The sequence below is a fragment of the Mycobacterium sp. C31M genome (assembly GCF_053345865.1).
This window is the reverse complement of the sequence record NZ_JBKFAX010000025.1, coordinates 38133-50511: the sequence shown is the minus strand read 5'-3', so window position 1 is coordinate 50511 and position 12379 is coordinate 38133. Positions and strand designations below refer to the sequence as shown.

The window sequence follows — 12379 nt, the reverse complement described above, 5'->3', positions numbered from 1 at the left end:
ACGGGGCAATCGTACGGGCCAGTAACCGCCCCGCGTCCCCGGGTTACCAGAATGCCAACATCAGGCGTCGGGTTCGGCTGCTCCGGCGTTGCGGGCGGCCTCGGCCGACGAACTTGCTGGGCGCTTGCGTAGCACCCAGCCCTCGATGGTGCGTTGGGTGTTGTCCGAGACCGCCAGCGCGCCGGGCGGTACGTCCTCGCGCAGCACCGTGCCGGCACCGGTGTAGGCGCCGTCGCCGACGGTCACCGGTGCCACGAACATGGTGTCCGACCCGGTGCGGACGTGCGACCCGATGGTGGTGCGCCGCTTGGTCTCTCCGTCGTAGTTGACGAACACACTGGAGGCGCCGATATTGCTGTGTTCGCCGATATCGGCGTCGCCGACATAGGTCAGGTGCGGCACCTTGGTGCCCGCACCGATGGTCGAGTTCTTGGTCTCCACGAACGCGCCGAGCTTGCCGTCGGCGCCCAGCGTGGTGCCCGGCCGCAGATAGGTGAACGGGCCGACGGTGGCGCCCGCGCCGATCACCGACAACTCGCCGTGGGTGCGGATGACGGTGGCGCCGTCGCCGACCTCCATCGACGTCAGCGTGGTGTCCGGACCGATGGTGGCACCGGAGCCGATCGCGGTGACCCCCAGCAGCTGGGTGCCGGGGTTGATGACGGTGTCGGGGCCGATCTCGACGTCGACGTCGATCCAGGTGGTGCCCGGATCGATGACGGTGACCCCGGCCCGCTGGTGGCGTTCGATGGTGCGCCGGTTCAGCTCGGCTGCCAGCACCGACAGCTGCACCCGGTCGTTGACGCCGGAGACCAGGGTGGTGTCGTCGACGTGCTGGGCCCGCACCGGCAGGCCTGCGGTGCGGATCAGCGCGATGGCGTCGGTCAGGTACAGCTCGCCCTGGGCGTTGTCGGTGCGCAGCCGGGTCAGTGCCGTCCGCAGCGCGGCGGCGTCGAATGCGTAGACCCCGGAGTTGATCTCGGCGATGGCGCGTTGGGCTTCGTCGGCGTCGGCCTGTTCGACGATCGCGGTCACCGAGCTGTCGGCGTCGCGGATGATGCGCCCGTACCCGGTCGGGTCGGTCAGTGTGGTGGTCAAGATGGTGACGCCGGCTCCGGTGTGCGCGTCGGCCAGCGTCGTCAGGGTCGCGCCGTCGAGCAACGGCACATCGGCGGTGGTGACGATGACGGTGCCGGCGAAACCGTCGGGCAGCCCGGACAGCCCGACGCCGACGGCATGCCCGGTGCCGAGCTGTTCCTCCTGCACCACGGTGACGGCCTGGCCGCTGATCCGGGCGACCTCGGCGCTCACCTGGTCACGACCGTGCCCGACGACAACCACGGTGTGGGTGGGTGTCAGCGCGCCGATGGCGTGCAGGGTGTGGGCCAGCATGCTGCGCCCGCCGAGCGGGTGCAGGACCTTGGGGATGGCCGACCGCATCCGGGTACCGGCCCCGGCGGCCAGGACGATCACGGCGATTTCAGTCGACACGGGCCCTTCCTTCCGGCGAGCGACCGTGTCTGTACGCGGACACGCCGTCGCCGCTGTGCGTTCGGGGTCACTCGCGCTGCGGGTGCTGTCTGCTCCGTCGCCAGGACTCGAACCTGAACTATCTGAACCAAAATCAGAGGTGCTGCCGATTACACCACGACGGACCGATCAACCCGAGACTCTAGTCGACGGCGGCTAGTCTTTAGTCCGTGGCAGCACCCGAGAAAGACGCCCGGGCACCGCGTGCCCGGATGACCGGCAGCGAACGCCGCCAGCAGCTCATCGAGATCGCCAAGTCGCTGTTTGCCGAACGCGGCTTTGACGGCACCTCCATCGAGGAGATCGCGCAGCGCGCCAACGTGTCCAAACCCGTCGTGTACGAGCATTTCGGCGGCAAGGAGGGGCTGTACGCCGTCGTCGTGGATCGTGAGATGTCGACACTGCTCGACGGCATCACCTCATCGCTGGTGAAGAACCGGTCCCGGGTGCGGATCGAGCTGGTGGCCCTGGCATTGCTGACCTATGTCGAGGAACACACCGACGGGTTTCGCATCCTGGTCCGCGATTCGCCGGCGGCGCTCACCTCGGGCACCTATGCGACGCTGCTCAACGACGCCGCCAACCAGGTCGCCTCGATCCTCGCCGGCGATTTCTCCCGCCGCGGGCTGGACCCGGACCTGGCTCCGCTGTACGCGCAGGCGTTGGTCGGATCGGTCTCGATGACCGCGCAGTGGTGGCTCGATGTACGCGAACCAAAGAAGGAAGTGGTCGCCGCGCACGTCGTCAACGTGGTGTGGAACGGGTTGACGCACCTGGAGGCCGACCCGCAGCTGCACGCGGAGTGAGCTAACTCGGCGCGGCCTCGCGGGCCTTGCGCTTGTTCTCGGCCGTCAGGTAGCACCCCGTGGTGACCTGCAGCGACGCCGCCACCATCGATCCGAACGCGACCCGGCCGCCGTGCTCGTCGGCGATGGTCAGGTCCATCGCATGGGGGCCGGCCTGATCGTCGGTCTCATTCTCTGTGCGGCCGGTGACATCGGTGAAGCCGTACCGCGCGGCGATATCGACGACGGCCTGCGATGCCGCCGGCCACAGCGCCGCGGTGACCGGCACCTGCGACACATAGTTGCGGCTGAAGTAGACGTTGCCGTCGGTCGAGCCGAAATCGCCGCATCCGGTGCTGCGCTCGTCGCGGTTGGGCAGCCATGACGAGCCTGGGACGATGCGGCTCAGCTCCGCGGTGATCTCGCCGATCATCCGATCGCGGTCGGCCAGAACGTCTTCGGCGTCGCGGCGCTCCAGCAGCGGCTGCAGTTCCTCGGGCACCCCGTAGCCGTAGTCACCCTCGCCGGGGCCGGTGTACTGCGACTCAAACATCGGTCCGCAGCCCGTCAGTGCCAATGCCACCAGAAAAGCGATCAGCGGGCGCCACATCAATCCTCCACCTTCACGTATCGATCGTCGGATCCCAGACCTGCCACCACCACCGCCTGGTTGTACAGCGCGGTGGTGTCGACGAAGGAGTACTCGCTGTGGCCGGTCGATTCGTTGCGCGCGCCCAGCGGTGTCGCCTCGGCATTGGTCGACAGGTCGATGAAACCGGGCAGGCTCGACGGCATGGCCGCACCGTAGCGTCCCAGATCGGCCACGATGTCGTTCTTGGCGTGCTGGATGTACACGTTGCCCTCGGCCATGTGCAGGTCGGCCGGGGTCACATCGTCGAAGTACTGCCACGGGTTGGTCTCCAGTCCCGGCGAGCCCATGAACACCACGTCATCGGCGGCGGTGCCGCGCTGCAGGGCCTCGCTGGCCAGCGTCGAACCGTAGGAGTGGCCCAGCACGGTGAGGTGCGGGTCGGTCTCGCGGGAGCTGTCGATGCCGTTCAGGAACGAAGCCAGCTTGGGCGCATTGTCGTCGGCGTAGTGGCCGCTGCCGGCCTGGGCCAGGTTCGACGGCGGCTCGTAACCCAACCAGGCCACCGTGGCGACTGTCTCGTCCGACTTACCGGCGTTGTCGAGCACCCGTTCGGTCTCGGCCCGCAGCCACTCCGACTGCTCGACATAGGTCGGCAGATCGTTACCGGCCTTGGGTTTGTCGTAGGGCACCGATCCGGTTCCCGGCACGTACACGCTGACGTGGTCGGCGGTGTCGACGTTGCCGCTCGCGATGGCCACCTTGGGATGCTCGCCGTCGAAATCCAGCACCAGAAGTTGGCGGTCCGGTTTGGACAATGCGTCATCGATCGCGGCGATGGTGCCGCGTTCCTCGGGGCTCAGATTCGGGTCGCGACGCATGGTCTCCAGCCGGTTGCGGTTGGCCAGATCACGTGCGGTGCCCGGCACCCCGTCGAGATTGCCGATCCATTGCGGGCGCTCGGCGATGATGCGCTGCTGATCCTGCGCGCTCAGCCCGTCCCACCACTGGTTGACCTCGGTGTCGGTGGCGCCCTCGGGAGGCTTGAGCTCCTCGATATCGGGTTCCGATGGCGGCGCCTCACCGGGTTCGCCGTCCATGCCCCAGGACGCCTGCTTGACGGCGTCGGCGGTGGCCTGATCGACGGCATCGAACTGTTGCAGCAGCGACTTGAGCACGCTGCTGTAGGCGGCGGCAACCTGTGGTGTCAGCAGCGCGCCGGAACCGGTCGAGGTCACCGTGCCGTCCGCGCCGACGATGCCGCCGAGCGCGGCGGCCTGCTGTGCCACGTCGACGACGGCCTGCCGCAGCGGTGTGAGATTGGTACCGCCCGCGGCCAGCGTGGCTTGGACGGTCTGCAGCCGGGTCCGCAGATCCGTGAGCCGCGCCACGGTCTGCATGCCGCCGGCCGCCGCGGCCGTCGACGCGGTGCCCTCCCAGCCGGCGGACAGGTCGGTGAGCATGCGTTGCTGGTCGGCGATCGCCGAATCGAGCAGGCCGATCTTGCCCTGCAGGCCTGCGGCGGCGTCGGACAGGGTGGCAGGGTTGCTGGCGGCGACGACCGGGATCGTCACGGTCACCGTGTCACCCCCTGACCCCCGACAGACGTGCTGTCAGCACGCTAACACCGCGCCGACGGCGGTCCTGCGCCAAATTTCGGGCTGCACCGGCGCCACCTAAGATGGACCCATCATGACCGCACCGGGGCACACGCATGTCCAAATCCCGATCGCGGGGCTCGTCGATCTGGCGCTCACCTCGCCCACCTTCATCGATCTGATCGACCGTGCGCAGGGCCGCCCCGACACGTTGTCGATGGTCGGCCCGGCCAGTGCCCGGCTGTTCACCGCCGCGGCGCTGGCCCGCACCGGCCCGCTGCTGGTGGTCACCGCGACCGGCCGCGAAGCCGACGACCTGACCGCCGAACTCAAGGCCGTCCTCGGCGAGGCTGTCGCGCTGTTCCCGTCCTGGGAGACGCTGCCGCATGAGCGGCTCTCACCCGGGGTGGAAACCGTCGGTGCGCGGATGCTGGTGCTGCGTCGGCTGGCCCGCCCCGATGACGAGCACCTCGGCCCGCCGCTGCAGGTGGTGGTCACCACGGCCCGGTCGCTGTTGCAGCCGATGGTCGCCGGCCTGGGTGATCTGGCGCCGGTGACGCTGGCCGTCGGGGCGGAATCCGATTTCGACGACACCATCGCGCGGCTGGTGGAACTGGCCTACACCCGCGTGGACATGGTCGCCAAGCGCGGTGAGTTCGCGGTCCGCGGCGGCATCCTGGATGTCTTCCCGCCGACCGCCGAACACCCTGTGCGCGTGGAGTTCTGGGGTGACGAGGTCTCTGAGATGCGGATGTTCTCGGTGGCTGACCAGCGATCCATCACCGAGATCGAGATCAACCGGGTGGACGCGGTGCCGTGCCGGGAGATCCTGATCACCGAGACCGTCAAGGACCGTGCCGCGCAGTTGGTCGGCTCGATGCCTCAGACCGACAACACCGTGGCCGGTTCGATCGGCGACATGCTGGCCAAACTGGCCGACGGTATCCCGGTCGACGGTATGGAGGCGTTGCTGCCGGTGCTGCAGCCCGACGAGCTGACCCTGCTCACCGGCCACCTGCCTGTGGGCACCCCGGTGCTGGTATGCGATCCCGAGAAGGTGCGCACCCGGGCCGCGGACCTGATCCGCACCGGCCGCGAATTCCTGGAGGCCTCCTGGTCGGTGGCCGCCCTCGGCGGCGCGGCCCCGGTGGACATCGAGGCCCTCGGTGGCTCGGGTTTCCGTGAACTCGAGGAGGTGCGTGCCGCCGCGGGTCGCTGGTGGACGCTGACCCAGCTGACCGATGAGGGTGCCGTCGAGCTCGATGTGCGGCCCGCGCCGTCCGCGCGCAGCCAACACGCGGTCGACGAGATCTTCGCGATGCTGCGGGCGCATGTGGCGACCGGTGGCTTCGCCGTGGTGGTCACACCGGGTTCGGGTACCGCGCAGCGTGTTGTCGAGCAGCTCGCCGAAGCTGACACGCCCGCAACGCTTCTGGAGTCCGGGGCGCAACCGGCCGCCGGTGTGGTCGGCGTCTTGAAGGGGCCGCTGCACGACGGTGTGGTGATCCCCGGCGCCAACCTGGTGGTCATCACGGAGACCGATCTGACCGGTAACCGGGTCGCCGCCACCGACGGCAAACGCCTTGCCGCCAAACGTCGTAACGTGGTCGACCCGCTGGCGCTGGCCGCCGGTGACCTGGTGGTGCACGATCAGCACGGCATCGGCAAGTTCGTCGAGATGACCGAGCGGGTCATCGGCGGGGCGCGCCGCGAATACCTGGTGCTGGAGTACGCCTCGGCCAAGCGCGGTGGCGGCACCGACAAGCTGTACGTCCCGATGGACTCGCTGGATCAGCTGTCCCGCTACGTCGGCGGGCAGGCGCCCACCCTGAGCCGGCTCGGTGGCAGCGACTGGACCAACACGAAGACCAAGGCGCGCAAGGCGGTTCGCGAGATCGCCGGAGAGCTGGTGTCGTTGTACGCCAAACGGCAGGCGGCCCCCGGGCACGCCTTCGGCCCGGACACCCCGTGGCAGGCCGAGATGGAGGACGCGTTCGGCTTCACCGAAACGATGGACCAGATGACGGCCATCACCGAGGTCAAGGCGGATATGGAGAAGCCGGTCCCGATGGACCGGGTGATCTGCGGTGACGTCGGCTACGGCAAGACCGAGATCGCGGTCCGCGCGGCATTCAAGGCGGTGCAGGACGGTAAGCAGGTCGCAGTGCTGGTGCCCACGACGCTGTTGGCCGATCAGCACCTGCAGACCTTCACCGCCCGGATGGCCGGCTTCCCGGTGACGGTGAAAGGCCTGTCGCGGTTCACCGATCCGAGCGAGTCCAAGGCCGTGCTGGACGGAATGGTGGACGGTTCGGTCGATGTCGTCATCGGCACGCACCGGCTGTTGCAGACCGCGGTGCGCTGGAAGGACCTCGGTCTGGTCATCGTCGACGAGGAACAGCGCTTCGGCGTCGAACACAAGGAACACATCAAGAGCCTGCGCACCCACGTCGACGTGCTCACCATGAGCGCCACCCCGATCCCGCGCACCCTGGAGATGAGCCTGGCCGGTATCCGCGAGATGTCGACCATCCTGACCCCGCCCGAGGAACGCTTCCCGGTGCTGACCTACGTCGGCCCGCATGACGACAAACAGGTCGCCGCGGCACTGCGCCGGGAGCTGCTGCGCGACGGGCAGGCGTTCTACATCCACAACCGGGTGAAGTCCATCGATCAGGCCGCCGCCCGGGTGCAGGCGATGGTGCCCGAGGCCCGGGTGGTGGTGGCACACGGCCAGATGAACGAGGAGACCCTGGAGAAGACGGTCGAGGGATTCTGGAACCGGGAGTTCGACATCCTGGTGTGCACCACCATCGTCGAGACCGGGTTGGACATCTCGAACGCCAACACCCTGATCGTTGAGCGCGCCGACACCTTCGGTCTGTCCCAGCTGCATCAGCTGCGCGGCCGGGTGGGCCGAAGCCGCGAACGTGGTTACGCGTATTTCCTGTATCCGCCCGAGGTTCCGCTCACCGAGACCGCACACGACCGGCTGGCCACCATCGCGCAGAACAACGATCTGGGCGCCGGTATGGCGGTCGCGATGAAGGACCTGGAGATCCGCGGTGCCGGCAATGTGCTCGGTGTCGAGCAGTCCGGGCACGTCGCAGGGGTCGGATTCGACCTGTACGTGCGGCTGGTGGGCGAGGCCGTCGAGGCCTACCGCGCCGCGGTGGACGGCAAAACCGTTGTAGGTGTTGAGGAACCAAAGGATGTGCGCATCGACCTGCCGGTGGACGCGCACCTGCCACCGGACTACATCGGCAGCGACCGGCTCCGGTTGGAGGCCTACCGACGCCTCGCCGCGGCATCCGACGGTGCCGGAATCGGCCGTGTCATCGAGGAACTCGTCGACCGGTACGGCCCGCTGCCCGAGGCCGCGCAGCGGTTGGTCGCCGTCGCGCGGCTGCGCCTGCTGTGCCGTGAGTACGGGGTCACCGAGGTGGCCGCCATCTCGGACTCCACGCTGAAAGTTTCACCGTTGACGCTGCTGGACTCCGGTCAATTACGGCTCAAGAGGATCTATCCCGGCTCGGCGTACCGGGCCACCACCTCGACGGTGCAGATCCCGATCCCGCGGGCCGGCAGCGGGGTGGGCGCACCCCGGATCCGCGATCTGGAGTTGTTGCAGGCGGTTGCCGGGCTGCTGCTCGCGCTGGACGGCCGCCCCGCCGACGAGGTCGACATCACCGGCGGTGTCACGTCGAGTTCGGACGCCGGAGGCGTCAAATGACCGTCGTTCTCGTTGATCCGCGACGGCCGCTGCTGGTCCCGGTGGAGGCCGTCGCGCTGCTCGCCGGTGATGTGCAGTACACCGAGGAGATGCCGATCAAGGTGCCGTGGTCGTTGCCGTCGGCGCGGCCGTTTCTGTCCGATGGCTCCGACGCCGCACCGGTGCTGCTGTCCTCGGATCCTGATCATCCCGAGGTCAGGTCCCGGCTGGCGGCCGGTGCCAAGCTGATCGCCGCGCCCGCACCGCACGTCGGTGAGCGGTTGGTCGACGCCGTCGCGATCATGGACCGGCTGCGCACCGACGGACCGTGGGAGAGCGAGCAGACCCACCATTCGCTGCGCCGCTATCTGCTGGAGGAGACCTACGAACTGTTCGACGCCGTGCGCAGCGGGGACGCCGACGAACTGCGCGTCGAACTCGGAGATGTGCTGCTGCAGGTGCTGTTCCATGCCCGGATCGCCCAGGACGCCCCGCAGCATTCCTTCGATATCGACGATGTCGCCGATGCCCTGGTCCGCAAGCTCGGGAATCGGGCCTCGGGTGTGCTTGCGGGGGAGTCGGTTTCGCTGGAGGAGCAGTTGGCCCAGTGGGAGGAACGCAAGCTGGCCGAGAAGACCCGCGACTCGTGCATGGACGATGTGCCGACCGGGCAGCCGTCGCTGGCGTTGACCCAGAAGGTGCTCGAGCGCGCCGCCGGTGCCGGGCTGCCCGACGATCTGGTCCCGGAGTCGCTGCGCACCGTGGAGGTCGGCGTCGAGTCCGACGCCGAGAACATCCTGCGCGCAGCGGTATTGGAGTTCATGGACACCGTGCGCCGGGCCGAGCGGTCCGTCGCGGTCGCTCGGGGTGCCGACGGGATCGGGGAAGCGCCCCGCGAACCGATCGACGCCGACGAGTGGCGCGCCCACTGGCCCGGCTGAGCACCTGGCGAAACTCGCGTACCCGGGGTGGGCAAGCGCTTGCCCACCCCGGGTACGCGTGTTTCGGCGACTATTCAGGCCAGCAACCCCTGGCCCAGCCAGTCGCCCTCGGCCACCCCGGGCAGCATCGCGAACGTCGCTGACCCGACCGTGGTGATCCACTGATTCATGGCGTCCGCCTCGGCCAGTCGCTGCTGTACCGGGATGAACTGGCGCACCGGATCGCGTTGGTACACCGCGAACACCAGACCACTGTCGGTGGTCACCCCGGCCGGTGGCGGATCGTCATAGTTGTACGGTCGCCGCAGGAACCGCTCATCGTCGGTGCGGGCATGCGCCAGCGCGATATGCGAATTCGGCGGGATCACCGGGATACCGGCCGCCTGCGCATCCAGATCGGGCACATCGGATTCCCGGGACCCGGTCAGCGGCGCCCCGCTGTCCAGGCGTCGGCCTACCGCGAACTCCTTGCTGGCCCGGTCAAGTTCGTCCCAGGTGTCCATCTCGGCACGCACCCGTCGTAACACCAGCACGGAGCCACCGGCGAACCATGGCTGCGCCGCACCGTCATCCCAGACATGGCGGTCGAACTCGGCCGGCGTCCGCAGGTTCGCGGTCCCGTCCACCTGGCCCATCACATTGCGCATGGTGGTGCCCGAGGCAGCTGCGCCGTGCGCATTGCGGAACCCACACTGCCGCCAGCGCTGCACCGTCATCGCCCGGACATTCTTGAGCAGCACCCGGCTCGCGTGCGCGACGACCATCGGGTCGTCGGCGCAGATCTGCAGCAGTACCTCACCGCCACCGAATCGTGGATCGAGTCGGTCGGTCCGGAACGCCGGCATATCGATCACGGACGGAGGTCGCTTGTGCCCCAATCCGATCCGGTCGAACAGCGTCGGCCCCAACCCGACGGTCACGGTCAACCGGGCCGGCCGCAGAGCCAGTTCGGGTTCGGTGTCGGCCAGCGCCGGCCGGCCCTGGGTGAGCCGGGCGGCGTCGGCGCTCCACAACTTGAGCACCGCGGTGATTGCCTCGCGCGGGCTGCGACCGGTATCGGGTGTCAGGTCCAGCGCGACGAACAGTGCGTGGGCCTGCGGGACGGTGGTGATGCCGGCCTGATGCGAACCGTGGAACGGTTCCACCGCGGTACCGAAACCGTCGACGGTCGCCGACTGCGCGGCACCGCATTGCGTCAGCGCCGTCCCGGCAGCCAGCGCGGCGGCGCCCCCGGTGAGGAGGCGCCGCCGGTTCACATCAACCATGGTTGCCGTGGCCGGGCTGGTATTCCTCGTTGGCCCCGGCGAAATCACGCACCTGCGCGGTGACCGGCAGCGTCGAGCCGTCCTCGAAGGCCAATGTGACGGTGACCTCGGCTCCCGGTGCCAGCGGACCGGTCAGGTCCATCAACATCACGTGGTCGCCGCCGGGCACGAGTTCGTGGCTGCCGCCGGGCGGGATGACCAGCCCACCGTCCTTGGCCTGCATGGTCTTACTGCCGGCCTCGCCGACCACTTCGTGCAGCTCCACCATGCCCGCCGCCGGCGAGGTGCCCGACGTGACTCGGGCTTCGGTGCCCCCGGCGTTGGTCAGCGTGCCGAACAGGGCGGCCATACCGTCGTCGGTGGCGGCGGCCCACTGTTCCTCGATGGCGACCTGATCAGCCATCGTGCGGGCATCGGGACCAGCGCAGGCCGAAAGCATAAGCGCTGCAACGATTATAAGAACCTTATGCATCGGCGGACTCCTTGCGACGCTTGGCCGCGCCGATAGCCATATCCACCACCACGAACACCGCCAACGAGATACCCAGCAGCGGCAGGAACCAGCCCACTGCCACGGCACCGAGCAGCAGAGCACCGATGGCCCACGGCGACAGCCGCTTCCAGCCACCGCGGCGCGGCGGCCGGCCCACCGCCCAGGCCGAGCCGCGGGTCGGGCGGCGTTGCCACCACATCCGGTAGCCGCCGACGATCACCGCCACCAACGCCACCGCGATCCCGAGCAGCAACAGCTGATTGGCCAGCCCGAACAGGAATCCCATGTGCCCGCGGATGCCCCAGTCGGCCAGCATTGCGATCCCCGAGTAATCGCGCCAGTAGTCCACCGAGCTGCTCACGGTGTTGGTGGCTGGGTCGATCGATGCCGCATTGGTGGTGAGCCGGTACGGCTTGTCGATCTCGGTGACCGCAACACCCTGGCCGGGCTCGGCGGGCAGCGTCATCTCCACCGGTAGCTGCACTCCGGCACCGGCTGCGGCGCGCAGCACCGCGTCATAGTCGACCGCCGTCGTGCCCGACGTCGGGGCGCCGTGTCCGGCGTGCTCACCGTGCCCGGTGTGCACGCTTTCGGCGGCCGGGTCCAGTGCGGTGTTCAGGGCGGGGCGTTTCCACTCCATCGCCGAGCGCAGTTCGGTGACGTGGGCGCCGGCGTAGGTCGACCAGGTGATTCCGGTGGCGCTGAGGAAAAGCAGCCCGACCAGCAGCCACACCCCGGTGGCGCCGTGCCAGTTCATGGTGCGGGCACGACCGTCGACGCTGCGGTCGACCCGCAGCACCCGGCCGGGCCGTCCGCGTCGGCGTTCGGCGGCCGCCTTGGTCAGCCACAGGGTCAGCCCGCCGAGTGCCACCACCCACAGCCAGGATGCCGCGAGTTCGCTGTAGATCCGGCCCGGCTCACCGAGATTCAGGTGCCGGTGCATCCCGTCCAGCCAAGTGCTCACCGGCAGGTAGCCCAGCCACGTCACCTCGTCGCCGAGCACCCGGCCGGTGTGCGGATCGACGAATACCGCGCGCTGCAGCTCCTCGTTCAGGGTGGGGTCGGCGAAGTACACCCGGGTGGACTCGTCCGGTGCGGCGGCCGGGCGCAGGCCGGCCATCGTCAGCCCGGGGAACGCGTTCTGCGCCGCGGCGGCCTGTTCATCCAGCGGCAGTGACTCGCCGGCCGGTTCCACGGTCAGGATGTCGCCGTAGACGACTGTCTCGATGGTCGGGGCCATCGCGTACAGCCCACCGGTCAGGGCGGCGATCAGGATGAACGGTGCGATCAACACACCGGCGTAGAAGTGCAGGCGCACCACGAGGGGGCGCCAACGTTGTTGGGGTGGACCGGAAACGGGTGCTGCGGGTTCGACGATATCGTCGGGAATGGTCATGAAAAGCCTTCTGCTCAGTCAAGAGTGATGGGTGCGTGCGTACGCACGAAGCGCCGTGACCAGACGGTCA

9 protein-coding genes and 1 tRNA gene are annotated in these 12379 nt (G+C 68.7%); 3 read left to right on the top strand and 7 right to left on the bottom strand.

Features of this window, described 5'->3' with window-relative positions:
• Positions 1–60: 60 nt before the first annotated feature.
• On the bottom strand, positions 61–1440 hold the full coding sequence (gene glmU / locus ACLBYA_RS28670) for a bifunctional UDP-N-acetylglucosamine diphosphorylase/glucosamine-1-phosphate N-acetyltransferase GlmU (RefSeq protein ID WP_447712911.1): 1380 nt from the start codon (positions 1438–1440) through the stop codon (positions 61–63).
• A 143-nt stretch (positions 1441–1583) separates the two neighbouring features.
• Positions 1584–1655: transfer RNA gene (locus tag ACLBYA_RS28665), tRNA-Gln, on the bottom strand.
• A gap of 87 nt (positions 1656–1742) precedes the next feature.
• On the opposite strand from ACLBYA_RS28665, the gene ACLBYA_RS28660 reads away from it, so the two are divergent.
• Positions 1743–2336: a TetR/AcrR family transcriptional regulator gene (locus tag ACLBYA_RS28660; RefSeq protein ID WP_447712910.1), complete on the top strand. Its 594-nt coding sequence runs from the start codon at positions 1743–1745 to the stop codon at positions 2334–2336.
• A gap of 1 nt (position 2337) precedes the next feature.
• Here the strand turns inward: ACLBYA_RS28660 and ACLBYA_RS28655 are convergent, their stop codons facing one another.
• Positions 2338–2925, bottom strand: a complete 588-nt coding sequence (locus ACLBYA_RS28655; protein WP_447712869.1) for an LppA family lipoprotein — start codon at positions 2923–2925, stop codon at positions 2338–2340.
• Positions 2925–4484 (bottom strand): alpha/beta hydrolase, encoded by a 1560-nt coding sequence (locus ACLBYA_RS28650; RefSeq protein WP_447712868.1) that lies wholly within the window; start codon positions 4482–4484, stop codon positions 2925–2927. The genes ACLBYA_RS28655 and ACLBYA_RS28650 overlap by 1 nt, the downstream gene beginning before the upstream one ends.
• Positions 4485–4596: 112 nt before the next feature.
• Here ACLBYA_RS28650 and mfd point away from each other — a divergent pair, with 112 nt between their 5' ends.
• Positions 4597–8235, top strand: a complete 3639-nt coding sequence (gene mfd, locus ACLBYA_RS28645) for a transcription-repair coupling factor (RefSeq protein ID WP_447712867.1) — start codon at positions 4597–4599, stop codon at positions 8233–8235.
• Positions 8232–9155 carry a nucleoside triphosphate pyrophosphohydrolase gene (locus tag ACLBYA_RS28640; protein ID WP_447712866.1) on the top strand — a complete coding sequence of 308 codons (924 nt, stop codon included), beginning with the start codon at positions 8232–8234 and terminating at the stop codon, positions 9153–9155. The genes mfd and ACLBYA_RS28640 overlap by 4 nt, the downstream gene beginning before the upstream one ends.
• A 74-nt stretch (positions 9156–9229) precedes the next feature.
• Here ACLBYA_RS28640 and ACLBYA_RS28635 read toward each other — a convergent pair whose 3' ends face one another.
• The 3 genes from ACLBYA_RS28635 to ACLBYA_RS28625 all read right to left on the bottom strand — a co-directional run bounded on the left by ACLBYA_RS28635 (position 9230) and on the right by ACLBYA_RS28625 (position 12309).
• Complete coding sequence (locus ACLBYA_RS28635; protein WP_447712865.1) at positions 9230–10420, bottom strand: Dyp-type peroxidase; 1191 nt, start codon at positions 10418–10420, stop codon at positions 9230–9232.
• On the bottom strand, positions 10413–10823 hold the full coding sequence (locus ACLBYA_RS28630) for a copper chaperone PCu(A)C (RefSeq protein ID WP_447712864.1): 411 nt from the start codon (positions 10821–10823) through the stop codon (positions 10413–10415). The genes ACLBYA_RS28635 and ACLBYA_RS28630 overlap by 8 nt, the downstream gene beginning before the upstream one ends.
• Before the next feature lie 61 nt (positions 10824–10884).
• On the bottom strand, positions 10885–12309 hold the full coding sequence (locus ACLBYA_RS28625) for a PepSY-associated TM helix domain-containing protein (RefSeq protein ID WP_447712863.1): 1425 nt from the start codon (positions 12307–12309) through the stop codon (positions 10885–10887).
• Between the last annotated feature and the right edge of the window lie 70 nt (positions 12310–12379).

Bases quoted from the DNA above. Each gene is read 5' to 3' on its own strand.
- ACLBYA_RS28660 (WP_447712910.1), top strand. From the start codon at position 1,743: ATGACCGGCAGCGAACGCCGCCAGCAGCTCATCGAGATCGCCAAGTCG.
- ACLBYA_RS28640 (WP_447712866.1), top strand. From the start codon at position 8,232: ATGACCGTCGTTCTCGTTGATCCGCGACGGCCGCTGCTGGTCCCGGTG.
- ACLBYA_RS28655 (WP_447712869.1), bottom strand. From the start codon at position 2,925: ATGTGGCGCCCGCTGATCGCTTTTCTGGTGGCATTGGCACTGACGGGC.
- ACLBYA_RS28635 (WP_447712865.1), bottom strand. From the start codon at position 10,420: ATGGTTGATGTGAACCGGCGGCGCCTCCTCACCGGGGGCGCCGCCGCG.
- mfd (WP_447712867.1), top strand. From the start codon at position 4,597: ATGACCGCACCGGGGCACACGCATGTCCAAATCCCGATCGCGGGGCTC.
- glmU (WP_447712911.1), bottom strand. From the start codon at position 1,440: ATGCGGTCGGCCATCCCCAAGGTCCTGCACCCGCTCGGCGGGCGCAGC.
- ACLBYA_RS28630 (WP_447712864.1), bottom strand. From the start codon at position 10,823: ATGGCTGATCAGGTCGCCATCGAGGAACAGTGGGCCGCCGCCACCGAC.
- ACLBYA_RS28625 (WP_447712863.1), bottom strand. From the start codon at position 12,309: ATGACCATTCCCGACGATATCGTCGAACCCGCAGCACCCGTTTCCGGT.